General features: G+C 71.6%; 19 protein-coding genes. 10 read left to right on the top strand and 9 right to left on the bottom strand.

Annotated features, from left to right (window positions below):
• Positions 1 to 41 precede the first annotated feature (41 nt).
• Positions 42 to 1,661, top strand: a complete 1,620-nt coding sequence (locus tag ACFYRY_RS31895) for an ABC-F family ATP-binding cassette domain-containing protein (RefSeq protein WP_389153369.1) — start codon at positions 42 to 44, stop codon at positions 1,659 to 1,661.
• 71 nt (positions 1,662 to 1,732) lie between these two features.
• Here ACFYRY_RS31895 and ACFYRY_RS31890 read toward each other — a convergent pair whose 3' ends face one another.
• Positions 1,733 to 2,848: a Vms1/Ankzf1 family peptidyl-tRNA hydrolase gene (locus tag ACFYRY_RS31890; protein WP_389153366.1), complete on the bottom strand. Its 1,116-nt coding sequence runs from the start codon at positions 2,846 to 2,848 to the stop codon at positions 1,733 to 1,735.
• A 57-nt stretch (positions 2,849 to 2,905) separates the two neighbouring features.
• Here ACFYRY_RS31890 and ACFYRY_RS31885 point away from each other — a divergent pair, with 57 nt between their 5' ends.
• Complete coding sequence (locus ACFYRY_RS31885) at positions 2,906 to 3,184, top strand: DUF6158 family protein (RefSeq protein WP_389153363.1); 279 nt, start codon at positions 2,906 to 2,908, stop codon at positions 3,182 to 3,184.
• Between the two features lie 40 nt (positions 3,185 to 3,224).
• On the opposite strand, the gene ACFYRY_RS31880 is transcribed toward ACFYRY_RS31885, so the two are convergent.
• The 4 genes from ACFYRY_RS31880 to ACFYRY_RS31865 all read right to left on the bottom strand — a co-directional run bounded on the left by ACFYRY_RS31880 (position 3,225) and on the right by ACFYRY_RS31865 (position 6,931).
• Positions 3,225 to 5,324, bottom strand: a complete 2,100-nt coding sequence (locus ACFYRY_RS31880; RefSeq protein ID WP_389153361.1) for a catalase — start codon at positions 5,322 to 5,324, stop codon at positions 3,225 to 3,227.
• Positions 5,324 to 5,866 (bottom strand): type 1 glutamine amidotransferase domain-containing protein, encoded by a 543-nt coding sequence (locus tag ACFYRY_RS31875; protein WP_389153358.1) that lies wholly within the window; start codon positions 5,864 to 5,866, stop codon positions 5,324 to 5,326. The genes ACFYRY_RS31880 and ACFYRY_RS31875 overlap by 1 nt, the downstream gene beginning before the upstream one ends.
• A gap of 214 nt (positions 5,867 to 6,080) precedes the next feature.
• Positions 6,081 to 6,533 (bottom strand): CBS domain-containing protein, encoded by a 453-nt coding sequence (locus ACFYRY_RS31870; RefSeq protein ID WP_389153355.1) that lies wholly within the window; start codon positions 6,531 to 6,533, stop codon positions 6,081 to 6,083.
• Positions 6,530 to 6,931, bottom strand: coding sequence for a DUF2795 domain-containing protein (locus ACFYRY_RS31865; RefSeq protein ID WP_389153352.1), 402 nt, complete (start codon positions 6,929 to 6,931; stop codon positions 6,530 to 6,532). The genes ACFYRY_RS31870 and ACFYRY_RS31865 overlap by 4 nt, the downstream gene beginning before the upstream one ends.
• Before the next feature lie 129 nt (positions 6,932 to 7,060).
• Between ACFYRY_RS31865 and ACFYRY_RS31860 the strand changes: the two genes are divergently transcribed.
• Positions 7,061 to 7,237 carry a hypothetical protein gene (locus tag ACFYRY_RS31860; protein ID WP_389153349.1) on the top strand — a complete coding sequence of 59 codons (177 nt, stop codon included), beginning with the start codon at positions 7,061 to 7,063 and terminating at the stop codon, positions 7,235 to 7,237.
• A gap of 34 nt (positions 7,238 to 7,271) precedes the next feature.
• Here ACFYRY_RS31860 and ACFYRY_RS31855 read toward each other — a convergent pair whose 3' ends face one another.
• Positions 7,272 to 8,012, bottom strand: a complete 741-nt coding sequence (locus tag ACFYRY_RS31855) for an SDR family NAD(P)-dependent oxidoreductase (RefSeq protein ID WP_389153346.1) — start codon at positions 8,010 to 8,012, stop codon at positions 7,272 to 7,274.
• 106 nt (positions 8,013 to 8,118) lie between these two features.
• Between ACFYRY_RS31855 and ACFYRY_RS31850 the strand changes: the two genes are divergently transcribed.
• Entirely contained in the window at positions 8,119 to 9,006 is an 888-nt protein-coding gene (locus tag ACFYRY_RS31850) for a helix-turn-helix transcriptional regulator (RefSeq protein ID WP_389153343.1), read from the top strand.
• Positions 9,007 to 9,445: 439 nt separating this feature from the next.
• Here the strand turns inward: ACFYRY_RS31850 and ACFYRY_RS31845 are convergent, their stop codons facing one another.
• The gene (locus ACFYRY_RS31845) at positions 9,446 to 9,592 is read right to left on the bottom strand and encodes a hypothetical protein (RefSeq protein WP_389153341.1); all 147 of its coding nucleotides are present in this window, start codon (positions 9,590 to 9,592) and stop codon (positions 9,446 to 9,448) included.
• Between the two features lie 98 nt (positions 9,593 to 9,690).
• Between ACFYRY_RS31845 and ACFYRY_RS31840 the strand changes: the two genes are divergently transcribed.
• Positions 9,691 to 9,927 carry a hypothetical protein gene (locus ACFYRY_RS31840; RefSeq protein WP_389153338.1) on the top strand — a complete coding sequence of 79 codons (237 nt, stop codon included), beginning with the start codon at positions 9,691 to 9,693 and terminating at the stop codon, positions 9,925 to 9,927.
• A 165-nt stretch (positions 9,928 to 10,092) separates the two neighbouring features.
• Here the strand turns inward: ACFYRY_RS31840 and ACFYRY_RS31835 are convergent, their stop codons facing one another.
• Positions 10,093 to 12,429, bottom strand: coding sequence for an MMPL family transporter (locus ACFYRY_RS31835; protein WP_389153335.1), 2,337 nt, complete (start codon positions 12,427 to 12,429; stop codon positions 10,093 to 10,095).
• A 146-nt stretch (positions 12,430 to 12,575) separates the two neighbouring features.
• On the opposite strand from ACFYRY_RS31835, the gene ACFYRY_RS31830 reads away from it, so the two are divergent.
• Positions 12,576 to 13,214, top strand: a complete 639-nt coding sequence (locus tag ACFYRY_RS31830; RefSeq protein WP_389153333.1) for a TetR/AcrR family transcriptional regulator — start codon at positions 12,576 to 12,578, stop codon at positions 13,212 to 13,214.
• Positions 13,215 to 13,307: 93 nt separating this feature from the next.
• Here the strand turns inward: ACFYRY_RS31830 and ACFYRY_RS31825 are convergent, their stop codons facing one another.
• Positions 13,308 to 15,104 carry a thiamine pyrophosphate-requiring protein gene (locus ACFYRY_RS31825; RefSeq protein ID WP_389153330.1) on the bottom strand — a complete coding sequence of 599 codons (1,797 nt, stop codon included), beginning with the start codon at positions 15,102 to 15,104 and terminating at the stop codon, positions 13,308 to 13,310.
• Between the two features lie 237 nt (positions 15,105 to 15,341).
• On the opposite strand from ACFYRY_RS31825, the gene ACFYRY_RS31820 reads away from it, so the two are divergent.
• The 4 genes from ACFYRY_RS31820 to ACFYRY_RS31805 all read left to right on the top strand — a co-directional run bounded on the left by ACFYRY_RS31820 (position 15,342) and on the right by ACFYRY_RS31805 (position 19,708).
• Positions 15,342 to 16,139, top strand: coding sequence for an RNA polymerase sigma factor SigF (locus ACFYRY_RS31820; RefSeq protein WP_389153327.1), 798 nt, complete (start codon positions 15,342 to 15,344; stop codon positions 16,137 to 16,139).
• Between the two features lie 185 nt (positions 16,140 to 16,324).
• Positions 16,325 to 17,143 (top strand): hypothetical protein, encoded by an 819-nt coding sequence (locus tag ACFYRY_RS31815; RefSeq protein ID WP_389153324.1) that lies wholly within the window; start codon positions 16,325 to 16,327, stop codon positions 17,141 to 17,143.
• 238 nt (positions 17,144 to 17,381) lie between these two features.
• A complete protein-coding gene (locus tag ACFYRY_RS31810; RefSeq protein WP_389153321.1) occupies positions 17,382 to 18,635 on the top strand; it encodes an aminotransferase class I/II-fold pyridoxal phosphate-dependent enzyme in 1,254 nt (417 codons plus the stop codon).
• The gene (locus ACFYRY_RS31805; RefSeq protein WP_389153318.1) at positions 18,632 to 19,708 is read left to right on the top strand and encodes an MBL fold metallo-hydrolase; all 1,077 of its coding nucleotides are present in this window, start codon (positions 18,632 to 18,634) and stop codon (positions 19,706 to 19,708) included. The genes ACFYRY_RS31810 and ACFYRY_RS31805 overlap by 4 nt, the downstream gene beginning before the upstream one ends.
• Positions 19,709 to 19,828 lie beyond the last annotated feature (120 nt).

Below are 19,828 nucleotides of genomic sequence, written 5' to 3'. Positions count from 1 at the left end.
GGCTTGTCGGGGCAGGTCCCGGGACCGCAGACTGGCTCCTCATGGGATATCTGGAAGCCGCGCACCTCGAGTACCACCTCCCCGACGGGAGGGCGCTGCTCGGCGATGTGTCCTTCCGGGTGGGCGAAGGGGCCGTCGTGGCCCTCGTCGGACCCAACGGCGCGGGCAAGACCACCCTGCTGCGGCTGATCTCCGGCGAGCTGAAACCGCACGGCGGGACCGTCACCGTCACCGGCGGCCTCGGGGTGATGCGGCAGTTCGTGGGCTCCGTACGGGACGAGACGACGGTGCGCGACCTGCTCGTGTCGGTGGCGCCGCCCCGCATCCGTGAGGCCGCGCGCGCCGTCGACCAGGCCGAGCACGGCATCATGACCGTCGACGACGAGGCCGCCCAGCTGAGGTACGCGCAGGCCCTCTCCGACTGGGCCGAGGCACGCGGCTACGAGTCCGAGACGCTGTGGGACATGTGCACCACGGCCGCGCTCGGCATGCCGTACGAGAAGGCCCAGTGGCGTCAGGTGCGCACGCTGTCCGGCGGCGAGCAGAAACGGCTGGTCCTGGAGGCCCTGCTGCGCGGCACCGACGAGGTGCTGCTGCTCGACGAGCCCGACAACTATCTGGACGTGCCCGGCAAGCGCTGGCTGGAGGAGCGGCTGCAGGAGACCCGCAAGACGGTCCTGTTCGTCTCCCACGACCGGGAGCTCCTCGCCCGCGCCGCCCAGAAGATCGTCTCCGTCGAGCCGAGCCCCGCGGGCGCCGACGCCTGGGTGCACGGCGGCGGCTTCGCCACCTACCACGAGGCCCGCCGTGAACGCTTCGCCCGATTCGAGGAGCTGCGCCGCCGCTGGGACGAGAAGCACGCCCAGTTGAAGAAGCTGGTGCTGAACCTCCGCCAGGCGGCCTCCATCAGCCATGAGCTGGCCTCCCGCTACCAGGCCGCCCAGACCCGTCTGCGCAAGTTCGAGGAGGCGGGACCGCCGCCGGAGCCGCCCCGCGAGCAGGACATCACGATGCGCCTGAAGGGCGGCCGGACCGGAGTACGGGCCGTCACCTGCGAGGAACTCGAACTCACCGGCCTGATGACCCCCTTCGACCTGGAGGTCTTCTACGGCGAGCGGGTCGCCGTCCTCGGCTCCAACGGCTCCGGCAAGTCGCACTTCCTACGGCTGCTGGCCGGCGAGCCGGTGGCCCACACCGGCCGGTGGAAGCTGGGCGCGCGCGTGGTGCCCGGGCACTTCGCCCAGACGCACGCACACCCGGAGCTGGAGGGCCGGACGCTCCTCGACATCCTGTGGAAGGAGCACGCCCAGGACCGGGGCGCCGCCATGTCCCGGCTGCGCCGCTACGAGCTGACCGGCCAGGCCGAGCAGGGCTTCGAGCGGCTCTCCGGAGGCCAGCAGGCCCGCTTCCAGATCCTGCTGCTCGAACTCCAGGGCGTCACCGCCCTGCTGCTCGACGAGCCGACCGACAACCTCGACCTGGAGTCCGCCGAAGCCCTTCAGGAGGGTCTGGAGGCATTCGAGGGAACCGTGCTCGCCGTCACCCACGACCGCTGGTTCGCCCGCTCCTTCGACCGCTTCCTGGTCTTCGGCAGCGACGGCCGGGTCCGGGAGACGGCCGAGCCGGTGTGGGACGAGCGACGCGTCGAAAGGGCCCGGTAACCTCGCAGGTCACCGGGCCCGGCCCACCCCGTCGAGAGACGGAGTGGGCCTGTCACGAGCACATCGGGGGCTTACTTCCAGCGCAGCAGGGCGCCCATTCCGCCCACCGGCACCTCCATCTCCTCGGCCGCCGGAGCCGCGGTCACCAGGAGCACCGGGGCGCCCGTCGCGACCGCCGACCGGATCAGCGCGTCGTCCGCCCGCGCGGACCAGGAATTCTGCTCGCCGAGGATCTTCAGATCCGTCCGGCGCACCGCCACCTGGTCCGGCTCCTCGCCGATCCACACCTCCCGGTGCGCGTCGGGGCCGTCCGGACGCAGCAGCAGTTCCTCGATACGGTGCTCCCGCGCCGCCTCGACCAGCGCGGGCACGTCCTCCACCGCTCCGGCGCGGCCGTCCTCACCCGGCTCCCGGGCGGCCAGGAACCGCTCCAGCTCACGCTCGGCCCGCTGCCGTACGTGCTCCACGCGGGCCTGCTCCACGTCCTCGTCCAGCAGCCTGCTGCCGGCCCCGTGCGGGGCCTCCACGACCAGGTCGCGCAGCCGCTTGGGCAGCCGCTCGTGCACGGACCGCCGCTCCCGGTCGTCACCCACCAGGACCAGCAGGTCGGCGTGGGCCTCCTCCTGGCACACGGCGAGCGCGTCCGCGATCTCGGCCGCGTTGTGCTCCCAGGTGTTCTCCACCCGGAGCTGGAAGTGCCGCTCCGACCAGTCCGCCGAGCTCGTACGGTGTACGGGGTACTGGCGGCCGGTGACCGAGCCGGCGTCCTGTCGGCCGCGCCCGGCACGCAGCTCGAAGTCGGCGCCCTTGCGGTCGATGTACGCCACCACGCAGACCGGGTTCTCCCCGGCCAGCTCCAGCAGCGGCGCGGTGTGCGGCAGCGGGGCCCACACCGCCCGGTCGCCGTCCGGGGCCCGGGTGAGCGGCGGATCCAGGACCACCTTCCCGGCCCGTGCGAACAGGGCCCGCCCGTGCGGTTCGGAGGAGTGCTTCAGCTCCTCCAGCGCCTCCCGCACGGCCTGGCAGGTCTCCTCGTCGGCGCCCTGCCGGGACAGCTCCCGGGACAGCGCCACGGCCGTCAGATGTCGTTCGTGGGCCGTGTCCTCCGTATGCCGGGAGGTGCTGACGTAGACGGAGGCCCAGGGGCCCGGATGTTCGTAGAGTGGATGGAGAAAGGCGAGATCCATGATTCTCTCCCGGATTCCGCTCGGGGGTAGTGCGTGCCGGGCGGGTACCCGAACCGTATGAACGAACACGACGAGCGGGGCCCCACAATGACCGGAGTCGACCCCAGCCGGCTGGACGACCAACAGCTCATGAAGGAGCTGGAGACCATCCACCGCACGCGGCACGACACACTGCTGTACGCCTCGAACGACGCGCTGCGGGCACACAACGACCGCATGGCGCAGCTCGAGGGCGAGTTCCTGCGCCGCAACCCGAACCGCCCGGTGGCCGCGAGCCGCACCCGCGAGGGGGCACGGGAACGCGGAAGCGGGGAGTCGGCGACTCCCCGCTCCTGAACCCTCACACCGGCCGTTCCTGAACGGACGGACGGACCGGTCAGCGACGTACCGGCGGCCGGTTCCAGTGCCGGTGCGCGCCCACGGCGGCCACGAACTCCCTGGTGAACTCCTCGCTCGCGGCACCCGGCGAGGTGTCCGTCACCACGCCCTGGTCGGCGACCACCCGGTGGAACTCGGTGGACAGGTGCAGCCCCTCCGGTTCCAGCGCCGACAGGATCCCGACGCCCGAGCCGAGCGCGCCGACCGGCTTGCCGTGCCGATAGGCGTCCCGCACGAAGCGCATGGCGTCCGGGTCGACGGTCGTCCCCGGAGTGCCCACCGGACCGCCCGGCAGCAGGACGGCGTCGTACAGCACCGAGGCCACGGTGGGCAGCGCGCGGTCGACGGTGTACCGCTCGCCGTCGGAGCCCGCCACCGTGCCGTCGGTGGCCGCCAGCGCCTCCACGACCGCCCCTTCGGCCGCCAGCACCTCCCGGACGGACGCCACCTGCTCGGGGTCGACGCCGTCGGTGACCAGGACCGCGATCTGCCGGGTGCGGATCGACCCGTCGCCCCGCACCTTCTCCAGGCTGAGGGCGGCAGACGCCTCCTTGGACGCGCTGACCTTCTCGGTCGGCTCCGGCACCCCGATACCGGCCGCCACCTTGGCCGCCAACTCGCCGTCGACCTTGGCGAGTTGCTCGACCGTGCGGGTGCGGATCGTCATCGCGTCGACCTTGCCGAGCTCGAACCGGAAGGCGTCCACGATGTGTTGCTTCTCCCAGTCCGCCATGCTGTTCCAGAACAGTGCGGGCTGACTGTAGTGGTCCTGGAAGCTCGGACTGCGCCGCCGGATCTTGTGCCCGTCCACCCGCTCCGCGTAGTGCGAGAACGCGCGCCCGTCCGCCCCGGCGTGTGCCGGGCAGCCGCCGCCGAGCGAGTTCGGGAAGTAGTTCGTGCCCCGGTGGACCGTGCTCTGGTGGTAGCCGTCGCGCTGGTTGTTCCGCACCGGCGCCACCGGACGGTTCACCGGCAGCTGGGAGAAGTTGGGGCCGCCCAGCCGGGTCAACTGCGTGTCCAGATAGGAGAAGTTGCGGGCCTGAAGCAGCGGGTCGTTGGTGAAGTCGATCCCGGGGACGACGTTGGCGGTGTGGAAGGCGACCTGCTCGGTCTCCGCGAAGAAGTTCTCCGGGTTGCGGTTCAGCACCATCCGGCCGATCGGCCGGACGGGCACCTGCTCCTCCGGGATGAGCTTCGTGGCGTCGAGCAGATCGAAGTCGAAGGCGAACTCGTCCTCCTCCGGCACGAGTTGGACGCCCAGCTCCCACTCCGGGAACTCGCCCGCCTCGATCGCGTCCCACAGGTCGCCCCGGTTGAAGTCCGGATTGCGGCCCTGGCACTCCTGCGCCTCGTCCCACACCAGCGAGTGCACGCCGAGACGCGGCTTCCAGTGGAACTTCACGAACGTGCCACGGCCGTCGGCGTTCACGAACCGGAAGGTGTGCACGCCGAAGCCCTGCATCATGCGGTAGCTGCGGGGGATCGCCCGGTCCGACATCAGCCACATGATCGCGTGCAGCGTCTCCGGCTGGAGCGACACGAAGTCCCACAGGGTGTCGTGCGCGGAGGCGCCGGTCGGGATGTCGTTGTGCGGTTCAGGCTTCACCGCGTGCACGAAGTCGGGGAACTTGATGCCGTCCTGGATGAAGAAGACCGGGAAGTTGTTCCCGACCAGGTCGTAATTCCCCTCCGACGTATAGAACTTGGTGGCGAAGCCGCGCACGTCCCGCACGGTGTCCGCCGAGCCCTTCGGCCCCTGCACCGTCGAGAACCGTACGAACACCGGGGTGCGCACCGCGGGATCCTGGAGGAAGGCGGCACGGGTGAACTCCGCGCAGGACTCGTACGGTTCGAAGTAGCCGTAGGCGCCCGCGCCCCGGGCGTGCACCACCCGCTCCGGGATCCGCTCGTGGTCGAAGTGGGTGAGCTTCTCCCGGAAGTGGAAGTCCTCCATCAGCGTCGGCCCGCGCTCGCCGGCGCTCAGTGAGTCGTCGGTGTGGTCGACCTCCACACCCTGGTCGGTGGTGAGTGGCCCGGCGGTCGGGTCGTCCGCGTGGAACGACTCGCGCTGCCGTTGCTTGTCGGCGGCCGGGTCCATCAGGCGGCCTCCTCGGCGAACACGTCCAGGAACGCTTCGCAGAACGCCTTGAGGTCGTCGGGCTTACGGCTGGTGACCAGCTTGTTGGAGCCGTGGTCGCAGATCTTCACCTGTTCGTCCACCCAGGTGCCGCCCGCGTTGCGGATGTCCGTCCGCAGGCTCGGCCAGGACGTCAGCACCCGGCCCCGGACGACGTCCGCCTCGACCAGCGTCCAGGGGGCGTGGCAGATCGCGGCCACCGGCAGGCCCCGCTCGAAGAAGTCCCGGACGAACGCCACGGCCTTCTCGTCCATCCGCAGGAAGTCCGGATTGGCCACCCCGCCCGGCAGCACCAGCCCGCCGAAGGAGTCGGCCGACGTCTCACCCACCACCTCGTCCACGGGGAACGTGTCCGCCTTGTCGAGGTGCTCGAAGCCCTGGATCCGGCCCGGCTTCGTCGACACGAGCACCGGCTCGTGGCCCGCGTTCTTCGCCGCCTGCCACGGATCGGTGAGCTCGATCTGCTCGACACCTTCGGGTGCCGTCAGAAACGCAATGCGCATGATGGTTCAACGACCTTTCCTGAAAATCTGTGGGGCGCGTGGAGCCGGCCCGTGGGCCTCGTCGCTCGTCGCGCGCTTCTTCCTTGCCCTGGTGCACGGCCGCCCCGCCCAGCTGCACGCTCAGCAGCCCGTACGGCGGTAGCGCGTGGTCACGTCGCCGACGTCCACGGTGGCGCCGTGGCGGCGATCTCCGCGGCCTGGTCGCGGAGACGACTCACAGGAACTCCCGCCCGTCGCCGCCGCGCTCCTCTCCCGGCTGGGCCCGGCTGATGTCGGCGAGCGTCGAGTCCGGGTCCTGGGCCTCGGCGAGGTCACCGAGGCTCACCACCCCGACCGGCATCCCGTCCTCGACCACCGGCAGCCGGCGCACGGCGTGCGCCCGCATCAGCGCGACCGCCGCCGACACCGGGTCGTCTGGAGCCACCAGGACCGGGTCGGGTGTGCACACGGTCTGGGCACTCACGGTCAGCGGGTCCACGCCGTCGGCGACCGCGCGGACGGTGATGTCCCGGTCCGTGAGCACTCCGACGACGTGCTGTCCGTCGGCCACCAGGACGTCGCCGATGTTCTGCGCGCGCATCAGCTGCGCCGCCTCGACGAGCGAGGCGTCCGGGCGGACGGCGACCACGCCGGGCGTCATCACGTCCTTCACGAAGTCGGCCGTCATCGTGGGCCTCCCGCCGGGGCGGTGCCCGTGCCACGGGTCAGTGCCCGCGCGAGTTCCTCGAGGTTGGCGTGGTGCTCCTTGCGCGGGAGCCGTTGCACGGCCTCGACCAGGGCGTCGGGCGCGTTCTCGCGGCGCAGGACGTGCGCCAGGTCGCCGGCGCTCGCGGGGAACGAGTGGCGGCCCAGGCTCCGGGCCAGTTCCAGCCGGACCGCCTCCAGCGACGCCCCGGCGCGTGGTGCCACCGGCCCGCCCGCGATCTCCGGATCGTCGTCGGCGGTCGGTTCGGGATCGTTCCACTCCTCGGCCCGGGTGGGATGCCCGGACCGCAGCAGACCCTGCAGTTCGTGCTTCATCTCGTCGTCACGGTGGCGGCTCAGCCGGTCACTGCCTCGCTGCATGTCTCCCTCCACATCTTCGGGGTCCGCACCGCGTACCCGAGGACCCGAGGCCGACACGGGGTTTGCACGCCCGATGCGGGGAGACCCGTATCGGACCCCCCGCGCACCTTTCCCGCAGAAGGACAGGCCATGGCGCTGCTGACTGTGACGATTCCGCTCCTGATGCTCGGCGTGATGCTGGCACTGGGCCGCTACGAGGACATGCTGCTGCCCGGGGAGGAGGCCGACCGGTACGAACCGGTCGCCGCGCCGCCCGCGGGGGCCGCTGTCGGACGAGATACACGGGTTCAGTCGACAACGCGGTGACCTGGGGTTCAGGACCGCGGAGAGTCCTGACTGGTCAGAGCGCGGTGCCCGTCTCCTCGGCCAGGGTCTGCAGCAGACGGTCCTGGAACGCCTCGTCGTGGACGGCGCGGTGCGGCTCCAGCCGCTGGCGGTGGTACCAGTACCCGCCGGTGGTCAGGGCCTGGGGATCGTCGCCGGCGGCGAGCCACTCCTGGGTCCGGTGGCCGAGTTCGAGATCGTCCGGCGCGCTCGGCCCGCCCATCCTGGTCGGCACCCACCCCGGATCGACGGCGTTGCTCAGCACCCCGGGGCGCAGCCGAGCCACCGCGGCCGCGAGCGTGGTGACGAACAGTTTGCTGTCCGAGTACGAGCCCGCGCTCTCGCCCCGCCAGTCCACGCCGTCGAGGGTGGGCCTCCCACCGAAGTGCGAGCCGCTGCTCAGGTACACCAGTCGGCTCGGGGCGCGAAGCAGGGCCGTGAGCAGGTACGGCGCGATGATGTTGACCGGCATGACCGCCGGCCCGCTCCAGACACCGGCATTGTGGATGACCGCGTCGAGCGGCCCCGCCTCGTTGAGCTTCGCCGCGATGCTCCGTACGGCGTCACGTTCCGTGAAGTCGCCGATCACGAGGTGTGCCTCACGGTCGATCAGCGCGTCGAGGCCCGCGGCGCGCTCCTCGTTCCGGGCGTGCACGACCACGTCGTGCCCCGCGGACAACAGCGCGTCCGCCGCGGCACGTCCCAGGCCGTCGGCGGAACCGGTCACCAGGATCCGACGCGTGACTGCTTCTGGCATGGGGAGCGTGTCCTTCCTTCCTGAGTGCGGGTGCTGAGGAAGAGCCTGTCATGACAGGCACGGACAGGCCCCATGCGCCGCGGGCCGTCCCCTCTAGCCTGAAGGCGTGAGTACCGAGAGCGACATCCGCGAGTTCCTGGCCTCCCGCCGCGCCAAGATCACCCCGCGGCAGGCGGGTCTGCCCGCCTACGGCAGGAACCGGCGCGTGCCGGGCCTGCGCCGCGAGGAAGTCGCCCTGCTCGCCGGCGTCAGCATCGACTACTACGTCCGCCTGGAGCGCGGCCGACTCGCCGGCGCCTCGGAGGAAGTCCTCGACGCCGTCGCGGGCGCCCTGCAACTCGACGACGCCGAACGCGCCCACCTCTACGACCTGGCCCGCGCCGCCGGTAAACGGCCCACCCGCCGCAAACGCGCACGTGGCCCCCTGCCCGACAGCGTCCGGCGCGTCCTCGACTCCATGACCGACTCCCCGGCGTTCATACGCAACGGCCGTCTGGACATCCTGGCCGTCAACCACCTCGGCCGCGCCCTGTACTCGCCCCTGTTCCCCGACGGCACCACGGGCACGGTCAACATCGCCCGCTTCCAGTTCCTCGACCCGCACGGACGTGACTTCTTCACCGACTGGGAGCAGTCGGTGAACACCACCGTCGCCCTGCTGCGCACCGAGGCCGGCCGCGCCCCGCACGACCCTGACCTGACCGGCCTGATCGGCGAACTGGTCACCCGCAGCGAGGAGTTCCGCACCTCCTGGGCCAAGCACAACGTGCGCCTGCACCACACCGGCCGTAAGGCCTTCCGGCACCCCTCCGTCGGCGACCTCACCCTGGACTTCGACGCCATGGAACTGCCCGCCCAGCCCGGCCTGACCCTCACCGCGTACAGTGCCGCCCCCGGCACCCCCGACCACGACGCCCTGCGGCTCCTGGCCGCGTGGGCCGCCACCGAGGACGCCGAGCCCGCCGGTCCCTCGCCCGACCACCGCGACCGGTGAGGTGCAGGACTACGCCGAGCACGATCCCGCCGGCCGAGATCTCCAGCCGTTCGTCGCACCGGCCACATGCCCTCGCCTCACGCCTGGGGCATCGCACAGCAGCCACGCCACATTCGTCTCGGGGGAGGCGATCCTGGCGGTCAACTCGGCGACCCCGTCGGAGGCCCTCACCTCTGGACGCGGCCCTGTTCGTGGACTGCGGCTATCGCGAGGTGTGGCGCAAGCTCGCCGGGGATCCAACCGGTACGCCGTCGTGGGCACTGCTTGTCGGCCGCTCAGCAGGCGGCGAACGGCCTCGACGATCGCCGCCCGGGTGAGGCGTTCCCTCGGTTCCGGGAGGTCAGTGACTAGGAGAGATCCTTCCCATTGTCGGCAAGTGGCACCGGGGGCACTCTCGGAACGTGGCATCCGGCCGGCAAACCGACCAACAGAGAGAGCTTCACGCGAGCACCGGGGTCAGCTTCACCAGCAACGGTCTGCGCATCGCGGGGCTGTTCTTCGCCCCCGAGGGCCGCGCGGGTGAGCGCCTGCCGGCCATCGTCGTCTCGCATCCGGGCGGGGGCGTGAAGGAGCCGACCACGAGCATCTACGCCCAGCGCCTGGCCGACAAGGGCTACGCCGCCCTCGTGCTTCGCCGAGTACGTCAAGACCAGCGCGCGGGCGGTCGTACCGATCCCCAGCAGCATGGCGCCCGCCGACGCCGCACCTCTCGCCGACGCGGGGTTGGCGGCCTACCACGCGGTGCGCAAGGCGCTTCCGCACGCGGTCCCGGGGACCCGCACCGTCGTGCTGGGCGCCGGCGGACTGGGGCACATCGCGATCCAGGCCCTTCGCGCGTTGTCCCAGACGGAGATCATCGTCGTGGATCGCTACGCCGCGGCACTCGATCGCGCCCACGGGTGGGGCGCCGACCACAGCTGACCCACGGTGCGGGTGCCGAGGTGGTCCTGCCAGATGTTGATCCCGGCATCGGTCGCGGCGTCCTCATGGTGTCCGAGAGCTGAAAGGGACAAGGCGGTCTGTCTGGGACCGCCTCGTCCCTTTCGGATGACCTGATGACGGTGGGGGAAGGGACGGTGCCGCCGGTCAGCTGATGGTCTCTGCCTGGTGGGCCGCGGTCGGGTGGGGGAGCGGGATCCTCTGCGCGAGCTTGTCGCCTTCGACGTCGAGGTCGGGCAGCAGGCGGTTCAGCCGGGCGGGGATCCACCAGGCTTTCTCCTGGGCGAGCGCCATGGTGGCCGGGATGAAGGTCATGCGGATGACGAAGGCGTCGATGAGGATGCCCACCGCCAGTGCGAAGCCGGCCTGTTTGATCATGGGCTGAGCGTTGAAGACGAAGCCGGCGAAGACGGACACCATGATGGTGGCCGCAGCCAGGACGACGGAGCTGGCACGCGCGAAGCCGGTGACGGTGGCGTTGATGGCGGTGGCGCCGTGGACGTGTGCTTCGCGTATGGAGGTCACCAGGAACATCTGGTAGTCCATGGCGAGCCCGTAGAGGACGCCGGTGATGATGATGGGCAGCAGGCTCACGACCGGTGCGGTGGCGTCGAGTCCGATCACGCTCTGCAGCCAGCCCCACTGGAAGACGGCCGTGGTGAGGCCGAAGGTGGCGGCGATGCTCAGCAGGAAGCCGAGGGTGGCCGTCACGGGGACCAAGAGGGAGCGGAATACCAGGAGCAGGACGAGGAGGGACAGTCCGAGGACGGTGGCCACGTAGACGGGCAGGACGTCGGTGAGCCGGTCGGAGACGTCGATCGCGAGGGCGGTGAAACCGGCGACACCGATGACAGCGCCGCGGGTCTCACGGATGTGCGCGCTGTCGGCCCGTACGGCTGTGACGAGATCCTTGGTGGCATCGTCGTTCGGGCCGCTGCCAGGAATCAGGCTGAGGATGGCGGTGGTTCCGGTCTGGTTCATCCCGGCCAGTGAGACCGATGTGGCGCCCTTGACGCCTCGCAGGTCCGAGGTCACCGCGGCAAGGGTCGCGGGGGTGAGGGGCTGTCCGTTCGTGGTGGAGCCGACGGCGATCAGGAGGGGACCGTTGTAGCCGGGCCCGTACGCGTCGCTGACCAGGTCGTAGCTGCGTCGCTGCCCGGTGTCGGGGTTGTAGCTGGCACCGGAGGGCAGGCCCAGTTTCATGCCGGCGGCGGGCACCGCCAGGATCGCCGGGATCAGGATCGAGGCGGCGAGGGCGGCGTACCTGTGGCGGACCAGCAGTGCTCCCCAGCGGACCGCCCGGGTGCGCTCGGGTCCTCCTGGCCGCTCTTGTTCCCTTCGCCGGGTACGGGCGGGGCAGACGCGTTCCTTGACCAGGCCCAGCAGGGCGGGCAGCAGGGTCAGGGCGAGCAGGACAGCGATCGCGATCGTGGCGGCCGCGACGATGGCCATGGTGCTGAGCAGTGTGATGCCGATGACCAGGAGCCCGGCCAGAGCGATGATGACGGTGCTGCCGGCGAAGAAGACCGCGCTCCCGGCGGTGCCGAGCGCACGGCCGGTCGCTTCATGAGGGTCCATACCCTGGTCGAGGATCAGCCGGCGTTCTCGGTTGACGATGAACAGCGCGTAGTCGATGCCGACGGCCAGCCCCAGCATCAGCGCCAGCACCGCGGCGAGGGAGTGGATCTCGAAAACGGTGGAGAGGGTGAAGGCGCCGCCGACTCCCACCGTGACGCCGGCCAGGGCGATGATCAGTGGCAGGCCCGCCGCGACGACCGATCCCAGAGTGATCAGCAGGACAACGGCCGCCACCGCGACACCGACGACCTCCCCGACGCCGATGATCTCGGGGATCTCCATCATCGCCGCCGACGGCAGGACTTCCAGGCCGCCGGACGCGGACTGCTGCTTGGCGGCCTGGATGGTGCTGTCGATCGTCCCGGAAGGAAGTTCGAAGGTCTGCTCGTCGAACTGGAACTGCAGCAGGGCCGTTGAGCCGTCGGCGGAGACGACGACCCCGGGCACCGGCTGACCGCCCTGCCGCAAGGGGACGGGTGTCTTGCCGGAGGACGGGCCGCCGGCGGCTTGGCCGACCGCTGCCTGAGCCCGCAGCAGTGGGCTGTTCTCGCCCTTGGCCGCTTCCCGGGCCAGGGCCTTCCTGGCGTCGATGACGTGGTCATGGCGGTAGACGGCGTCGACGGCGGCCATCAGGGCGGACCGGACCTTCTCGTCGTTGATCCGGGCACCCTCCGGCGCGCTGAAGAGCAGCATGCCCTGGCCGCCGGACGCCTCCGGAAGGGAGGTGGCCAAGCCGTCGATGACCTTCTGGGAGGGGGTGCCGTCGATGCGCACCTCGTTGCTGAGCTTGACCGGATGTGCCACGAGCAGGAGGACGACGGCGGCCAGCACGGCCAGCCATCCTCCGATGACGTACCAGGGTTTGCCGTAGGCGAACTTTCCCAGCCGATACAGCAGAACGGACACAGAGTTCTCCCTCAGTTCCAGGCGGCCTGGCGGGCCAGGCCGCATCGCGAAGTGAGAGGGTACTATCAAAGTGAGAGTAGACTATCGATGCGGTAGGGTGCTATCGAATGCAGCGGCCTCATCGGAGATCGGGGAAGTAGTCACAGATGGCAACGACGGACGGCCGCGCACCCCGGCGCCGGGTCGACGCCCGCTCCAGCATGGAGCGCATCACCGCCGCGGGACGGAAGGTGCTGGGCAGAGGCGAAGCCTCGCTGGAGCAGATCGCGGCAGAAGCCGGCGTGGGCATCGCCACGCTCTACCGCCACTTCCCCAACCGTGAGGCCATCGTCAGAGCTGTCCTGGAGGACATCCTCGAAACGGACCTGCTCCCTCTCATCGAGCGAGCCGCCGACTCCCCGCACACCCGCCAGGCCCTTCAGGGCATCGCCACGCATCTGCTCGACCTCATCACCGAGGAGCGGGGCCTGGTCACCTTCGCCGGCAACTTCGCCGACGTCGCGGTGGAAGTCCTCCAGCGCTTCAGCGCCTCACTCCACCCGCTCCTGGTGCGCGCACAGCACGCCGGCGAGATCCGTGCCGACCTCACCGCCGAGGACATCCCTCACTTCCTCGTCATGGCCGTCGCCGGCCTCGCACTCCCCGGCACCACACCCTCGCTGCGTGCCCGCTTCATCGCCCTGCTCTTCGACTCGCTCAACCCGGCCGACGCGACCCCCCTGCCTCCGTTGGTCACCGGAGAGGACGACCTGCGGGCCTCGGTCGGCAATGTCGCGCGCACGTGATCCATGGCCACCCGACCTGCCAGGTCACCGGAGCCCCGACTGACCTGTTCCGTGCGCGACTGAACTACTCAGTGCCGTTCCACACCGAACAGGTCACTTCCTCTCCCGGCCCGGGAAGAACTCCTGCATCTTCGCCTTGAACCCCTGCTTGACCATGGACGCGCTGTCCGCGTCGCCCTTGAGGATCGAGGCGGCCGTGGCCTCCAGCTGGTCCCAGGTGGCGTGCGGCGGGACCGGCGGCACGGCAGGGTCGGTGAGGAACTCGATCACCGCGGGACCGTCCGCCTCCAGGCCGGCCCGCCAGCCCGCCTCGACGTCCTGCGGCTTCTCGACCCGGATCCCGGTCAGACCCAGCGAACGGGCGAACGCCGCGTACTGCACGTCCGGCAGCTGCTGCGAGGGCAGGAAGGACGGGGCGCCCTCCATGGCCCGCATCTCCCACGTCACCTGGTTGAGGTCCTGGTTGTTCCAGACGGCGACGATCAGCCGCGGATCCTCCCACAGGTCGCGGTACTTCGCCGCCGTGATCAGCTCCGCCATCCCGTTCATCTGCATCGCGCCGTCGCCGACCAGCGCGATCGCCGGCCGGTCCGGGTGCGCGAACTTCGCGCCGATCGCGTACGGCACGCCGCAGCCCATCGTGGCGAGCGTCCCGGACAGCGAGCCGCGCATCCCGGACCGCATCGTCAGGTGCCGCGCGTACCAGTTCGCCGTCGACCCCGAGTCGGAGCTGACGATCGCGTCGGACGGCAGCAGCGGATCCAGCACGTGCGCCACGTACTCCGGGTTGATCGGGTCCGCGGACTGCCCGGCCCGTCCCTCCATCACGTCGCGCCAGCGCGTCACGTTGTCGCACACCGTCTCGTACCAGTCGCGTTCGCCCCGGTCGGCGTCCAGCATCGGGATCAGCCGCTGCAGGGTCGCCCGCGCGTCGCCGACGAGATTCACCTCGTAGGGGTAACGCATCCCGACCATGTGCGGGTCGATGTCGATCTGCACGCCCCGCGCCTTGCCGAACTCCGGCAGGAACTGGGAGTACGGGAAGGAGGACCCGATGGTCAGCAGGGTGTCGCAGTCCCGCATCAGCTCGTACGACGGACGGGTGCCCAGCAGGCCGATCGACCCTGTCACATACGGGAGTTCGTCGCTCAGGGCGTCCTTGCCGAGCAGTGCCTTCGCCACACCCGCGCCGAGCATCTCGGCGACGCGTTCCACCTCGGCCCGCGCGCCCGCCGCGCCCTGGCCGACCAGGATCGCGACCTTGTCACCGGCGTTGAGGATCTCCGCCGCCCGCCGCAGGGACTCCTCGGACGGAACCGCCGTCCAGGAGCTGCGGTCCAGGCTGGAGGGCACCATCTTGAACTCGTGGGTGGGCGCCGAGTAGTCGAGTTCCTGCACATCGCCGGGGATGATGACCGCCGTCGGGCACCGGCGCGCGTACGCGGTGCGGATCGCCCGGTCCAGCACGTTCGGCAGCTGCTCGGGGACCGTCACCGTCTCCACGAAGTCGGAGGCGACGTCCTTGTACAGCGAGTGCAGGTCCACCTCCTGCTGGTACGAGCCGCCCATCGCGGTGCGGTGTGTCTGACCGACGATCGCCAGCACCGGCACATGGTCCAGCTTGGCGTCGTACAACCCGTTGAGCAGATGGATCGCACCGGGCCCCGAGGTCGCCGTGCACACACCCAGACGGCCGCTGAACTTGGCGTAGCCGACCGCCTGGAACGCGGACATCTCCTCATGCCGGGACTGGATGAAACGTGGCTCGTTGTCGGCGCGCCCCCAGGCGGCGAGCAGACCGTTGATGCCGTCGCCGGGATAGCCGAAGACGTGCTCCACGCCCCACTCGCGCAGCCGCTCAAGGACATGGTCGGAGACCTTGGTGCTCATGTACGGACCTCCCGGGCGTAGGTGACACAAGCATCCCTACGAGTCACCCCGCGCGCCTCCGGGAAACCCGCCCGGCGTTTGCCGCCGGGGGCCCGGGGCAGGCGCAGCCACAGTGCTTCGGACCGGAGGCACGTCCGCGGGAGTGGCCGCCAGGCCTCCCGGACGCGCCTGCCCGAACCTCGGACGCTCCCACGGTGACCGTTCCACCCCGGTACAACCTAGGGAGTTGCGGCGCGTATGCCCACTCATGCGAGCCCGAAGCGCCACTCACACAACGACGCACCCGACACGGCGGCCGCTTTCCTCGAGCTCGCCGGGCTTCCCCCCGGCCATCGCCGCGACACCCTCAGTGGTGAGATCGTCGAGGCCTGGCTGCCCATGGCCCACCGCATCGCGGGCCGCTTCCGCAACCGCGGCGAGAACCTCGACGACCTCCGCCAGGTTGCCGCCCTCGGCCTGGTGAAGGCCGTGAGCCGTTACGCCCCCGAGCGCGGCAACGCCTTCGAGAGCTACGCCGTACCCACCATCACCGGCGAGATCAAGCGGCACTTCCGGGACCACATGTGGACCCTGCACGTGCCGCGCCGGGTGCAGGACCTGCGCAACCGGGTCCGCTTCGCCCGCCAGGACCTGACCCAGACCGTCTCCGGGCGTCGGCCCACCGTCGCGGACATCGCCGAACACGCCGACATGAGCGAGGAGGACGTCCGCGTCGGCATGGAAGCCCTGGAGAGCTACACCGCGTTGTCCCTGGACGCGGAGCTGCCCGGCAGCGAGGACGGGTACTCGCTCGGCGACGCGCTGGGCTCGCCCGACCCCGCCCTCGACCTGGTGGTCGACCGGGAGGCGGTGAAGGACCGGCTCGCCGCTCTGCCCGAGCGTGAGCGGGCCATCCTGTACATGCGGTTCTTCGGCGACATGACCCAGAGCCGGATCGCCGAGCAGCTGGGAATCTCGCAGATGCACGTGTCCCGGCTGATCAGCCGGTGCTGCGGGAGGGTGCGCGCACAGGTGATGGAGGACGCCACCCGGTAGGGCGGGCCCGAGGTGTCCGCGGGGCCCCGGCGGCCGACGTCCGGGGGCGCTCCTCGTGTCACCCGCTCGGCGGTCCGCGTCCCGCGAATGGTGTCCGGCCGCGCGCGGCCGGGCGGTGGGCGGGCTGTGATGGCTGCGGGGGCACGAACGCCGTGTCCCCGCAGTCGGCCGAAGGAGTTCACCCCATGCGCCGCAGCGCACGTGCCCTGTCCGCCGCCGTCCTGGCCGGTGCCGTCATCGGCCTCGCCGTACCGGTCGCCTCCGCCGAACCGACAGCGGGACCGGCCGCCGAGCAGCCGTCCGCGGGACCGGCGGAGGAGTGGGCCGAGGAGCAGCCGGTCGCTGAGCCGGCTCAGGAGCAGCCGGTCGCGCAACCGACCGAGGAGCAGTCGGCCGGGGTACCGGTCGAGGAGCAATCGAGTGAGGCGCCGCTCGAGGAGCAGTCGGGCGAGGCTCCCCTGGAGGACCCGGCCACGGGACCGGTCGCGGAGTCGCTCGTCGATCCGGCCGCTCAGGTCAGTCCGAGCAGCGTGTCCCCGGGCGGCGACGTCACCGTCTCCGTCTCCTGCGAGCCGACCGGCGGCACCCCGCCCGGCTCGATCACCGCCACCTCCGAGGCCGTCGACTCGGGCAGCGTCCAGCTGGGCCTGGTCTCCGGCGACGAGGCGGCCGGTCCCGCCTACCGAGGCACCGCCCGCATCGCCCCCGACGCGACCGCCGAGGGCGCCGAGGGCGCCGCGGACGACGCCGGCAAGGAGTCCCCGTGGACCGTGGACGGCACCTGCCCGACCGCACCCGGCGGGCACGGCAAGCAGTGGAGCGCCCCGTTCACCGTGAACGGGGGGAGTCACGGCGCCGCCGTCCAGCACGGAGTGCGGGCCGGTGAGGGCGGTTCCTTCACCGGATCCACGCCCGCCCTGGTCGCCGGTGGTCTGCTGATCGCGGGCGCGCTCGGCGCCGCCGTCCACCGCCTGCGCCGCAGGGAGCCCGCCACCGACGACTGACCCTCAGCCCGCGCCGCCGACCGACCCCGACCCTCCTTGGTGTGATCCGCGCAACTGGCATCGACGCTCATGGCACCGCGCCACCCTGGGTACTCAGAGCCCGAGGGCACGACCCGCCCCCCACGACACACCGCACGAGCCCACCGGCCCCGCCGACCCCACGCCTGCCCCGACCCACGGACGAGACGAGCAGCCCCACCGGCCCACCAGAGACCGTCGGGCCCCCAGGGAGGTACGGATGCCGCCGACGGACCCGGAAGGCCACGGCCCCGTCCGTTTCGGCCCGCCGCTTCCCGAGGACGGGCTGCCCGTGCTGCCCGAACTGTCCGCCGTACTCGCCGCCGCTGCCGACCGCCCGGTGAGCGAGCCCGTCGGCGGCGGGCCCGCCCTGCTGGACGCCGCCCGCGGCTACTGGGACCGGCGCGGCCTGTCCACCGGGACCGACCGGGTGGCCGCCGCTCCCGGCGCCCCCGCCCTGCTGCTGGCGCTGACCGCCGCGCTCGGCGGCGACGTCCTGGTGCCGCGGCCGTGCGCCGCCTGGTGGGCGCCGTACGCACGTCTGCTGGGACGCCCCGTCTTCCACGTGCCGACCCCGGCCGAGTGCGGCGGTGTCCCGGACCCGTACGCCCTCCTGGAGACCGTGCGCCGGGTGCGGGCCGAGGGCGGCGACCCGCGGCTGCTCGTGCTGTCCGTCGCCGACGACCCCACCGCCACCGTCGCCCCGCCCGAACTGCTGCACGAGACCGTGGAGGCCGCCGTCGGCGAGGGCCTGCACCTGGTCAGCGACGAGACCTGGCGGGACACCCTGCACGACCCGCACGCCACCGTGCTGCTCAGCCCGGCCGAGATGCTGCCCGACCAGGTCACCCTCGTCACCGACCTGTCCGGCGCGCTGCTGCCGACCGGCTGGCCGGCCGCCGTCGCGCGCTTCCCCGCGGGCGAGGCGAACGGCGGGGGCCTGCACGCGCGCGTGCTCGACATCCTCACCGCGCTCGGCGCCCGGGTCGCCGCACCCGTGGCCGCCGCGGCCACGTACGCCCTTGGAGAACCCGAACCGGTCACCGCACGTGTGCGGGCCGCCGTACGGCTGCACGCGCGGGTGGCCGCCGCGGCGCACACCACCGTCGTCACCGCGGGCGCGGTCGCCCGGCCCCCGCAGGCCGGCCGTCACCTCTACGTCGACCTCGACCCGCTGCGGCCCGCGCTCGGCGCGCACGGAGTGAGCGACGCCCAGGAACTGGAGGACTTCCTGACCGCCCGCCTCGGCATGCCCGCGCCCGGCGGCCACCGCTTCGGCGACGACCTCCAGGCGCTGCGCGTGCGCCTGTCCACCGGTCCGCTGCTGGGCGGGGGTACGCACGAGGAGCGCGCGGAATGCCTCGACGCCCCCTCGGCGCTGGAACTGCCGCACGCGCACCACGGGTTGACCCTGCTGGAATCGGTCTTCGACGATCTCCGCGACGACGCTCAGGGACGGGAGTCTCCTCGATGACGCAGCAGTCCGAGTCCAGCAGGAGCGTGCCCACCCGGGCAGCCGACGCGCCGACGGCCTCACCGCCGTCGCCTCCCGCGACTTTGTCGCCCTCTGTCGCGCCGCCCGTCGCGCCCAGACCGCTCGGTGAGCGCCGGGTGTGGCCGCGGACCTTCCACGACCGGCTGACCGCCCCGCTGCCCGGCCTGAAGTCCATGGCCCGCTTCGCCCGCGAGGGCTCCATCCGCCCCGGCCGTGAAGGCCTCGCCGACATCCCCCGGCTGCCCTTCGAGCCGGGGCCGCCGCCCCGGGTGGACGCCCGCACGGTCGCCGTGTCCTGGGCGGGGCACGCCAGTTGGGTCGTGCAGATCGGCGGGCTGACCGTCCTCACCGACCCGGTCTGGTCCCGCCGCATCCTCGGCACCCCGGCGCGGATCACCCCGGTCGGCGTCGCCTGGAACGAACTGCCGCCCGTCGACGCGGTCGTCATCAGCCACAACCACTACGACCACCTGGACGCGCCCACGCTGCGCCGACTCCCGCGCGAGACCCCGGTGTTCGTCCCCGCTGGACTCGGCCGCTGGTTCCACCGCCGACGGTTCACCAACGTCACCGAGCTGGACTGGTGGGAGGGGGCCGTACTGGACGGCGTCCGCTTCGACTTCGTGCCCGCGCACCACTGGTCCAAGCGCAGCCTCACCGACACCTGCCGCACCCTGTGGGGCGGCTGGGTCCTCACCGCCACGGACGGGCAGCGCGTCTACTTCGCGGGCGACACCGGATACGGCCACTGGTTCGCCCGCATCGGACAGCGCTACCCCGGCATCGACCTGGCCCTGCTGCCGATCGGCGCCTACAACCCCCGCTGGTGGCTCAGTGACGTCCACTGCGATCCGGAGGAGGCGGTCCGGGCCGCCCAGGACCTCGGAGCCCGCCGGATGGCGCCCATGCACTGGGCGACGTTCGTGCTGTCGGCGGAACCGGTACTGGAGCCGCTCACCCGGGTCCGGGCGGCCTGGGAGAAGGCGGGCCTGGCCCGGGAGAACCTGTGGGACCTGCCGGTGGGCGGATCCCGGATCCTCGGTCAGGGCTAGGGGGTGTTTCGAAAGCCCCGCACAGCACCCACGGCGCCCGGCACGCCTCCCACACCGCGGGCACCGCACAGGACTTTTCGGAACACCCCCTAGGGCCAGCGGCCCAGTCCGCAGCCAGCG

The organism is Streptomyces sp. NPDC005263 (assembly GCF_042872365.1).
Taxonomy (GTDB): Bacteria; Actinomycetota; Actinomycetes; order Streptomycetales; family Streptomycetaceae; genus Streptomyces.
Note: the sequence above shows the minus strand (reverse complement) of the source record. Positions and strands in the feature narration are given on the sequence as shown.

What these genes read in the sequence shown, in the direction of transcription:
- ACFYRY_RS31860 (WP_389153349.1), top strand. Translation starts at nt 7,061, where the DNA reads ATGGCGCTGCTGACTGTGACGATTCCGCTCCTGATGCTCGGCGTGATG.
- ACFYRY_RS31880 (WP_389153361.1), bottom strand. Translation starts at nt 5,324, where the DNA reads ATGGACCCGGCCGCCGACAAGCAACGGCAGCGCGAGTCGTTCCACGCG.
- ACFYRY_RS31875 (WP_389153358.1), bottom strand. Translation starts at nt 5,866, where the DNA reads ATGCGCATTGCGTTTCTGACGGCACCCGAAGGTGTCGAGCAGATCGAG.
- ACFYRY_RS31840 (WP_389153338.1), top strand. Translation starts at nt 9,691, where the DNA reads ATGGCGCCCGCCGACGCCGCACCTCTCGCCGACGCGGGGTTGGCGGCC.
- ACFYRY_RS31890 (WP_389153366.1), bottom strand. Translation starts at nt 2,848, where the DNA reads ATGGATCTCGCCTTTCTCCATCCACTCTACGAACATCCGGGCCCCTGG.
- ACFYRY_RS31895 (WP_389153369.1), top strand. Translation starts at nt 42, where the DNA reads ATGGGATATCTGGAAGCCGCGCACCTCGAGTACCACCTCCCCGACGGG.
- ACFYRY_RS31830 (WP_389153333.1), top strand. Translation starts at nt 12,576, where the DNA reads ATGGCAACGACGGACGGCCGCGCACCCCGGCGCCGGGTCGACGCCCGC.
- ACFYRY_RS31885 (WP_389153363.1), top strand. Translation starts at nt 2,906, where the DNA reads ATGAACGAACACGACGAGCGGGGCCCCACAATGACCGGAGTCGACCCC.
- ACFYRY_RS31855 (WP_389153346.1), bottom strand. Translation starts at nt 8,012, where the DNA reads ATGCCAGAAGCAGTCACGCGTCGGATCCTGGTGACCGGTTCCGCCGAC.
- ACFYRY_RS31820 (WP_389153327.1), top strand. Translation starts at nt 15,342, where the DNA reads ATGCCCACTCATGCGAGCCCGAAGCGCCACTCACACAACGACGCACCC.
- ACFYRY_RS31845 (WP_389153341.1), bottom strand. Translation starts at nt 9,592, where the DNA reads ATGCTCGTGGTCGGCTCCTTCACGCCCCCGCCCGGATGCGAGACGACG.
- ACFYRY_RS31825 (WP_389153330.1), bottom strand. Translation starts at nt 15,104, where the DNA reads ATGAGCACCAAGGTCTCCGACCATGTCCTTGAGCGGCTGCGCGAGTGG.
- ACFYRY_RS31805 (WP_389153318.1), top strand. Translation starts at nt 18,632, where the DNA reads ATGACGCAGCAGTCCGAGTCCAGCAGGAGCGTGCCCACCCGGGCAGCC.
- ACFYRY_RS31810 (WP_389153321.1), top strand. Translation starts at nt 17,382, where the DNA reads ATGCCGCCGACGGACCCGGAAGGCCACGGCCCCGTCCGTTTCGGCCCG.
- ACFYRY_RS31865 (WP_389153352.1), bottom strand. Translation starts at nt 6,931, where the DNA reads ATGCAGCGAGGCAGTGACCGGCTGAGCCGCCACCGTGACGACGAGATG.
- ACFYRY_RS31870 (WP_389153355.1), bottom strand. Translation starts at nt 6,533, where the DNA reads ATGACGGCCGACTTCGTGAAGGACGTGATGACGCCCGGCGTGGTCGCC.
- ACFYRY_RS31815 (WP_389153324.1), top strand. Translation starts at nt 16,325, where the DNA reads ATGCGCCGCAGCGCACGTGCCCTGTCCGCCGCCGTCCTGGCCGGTGCC.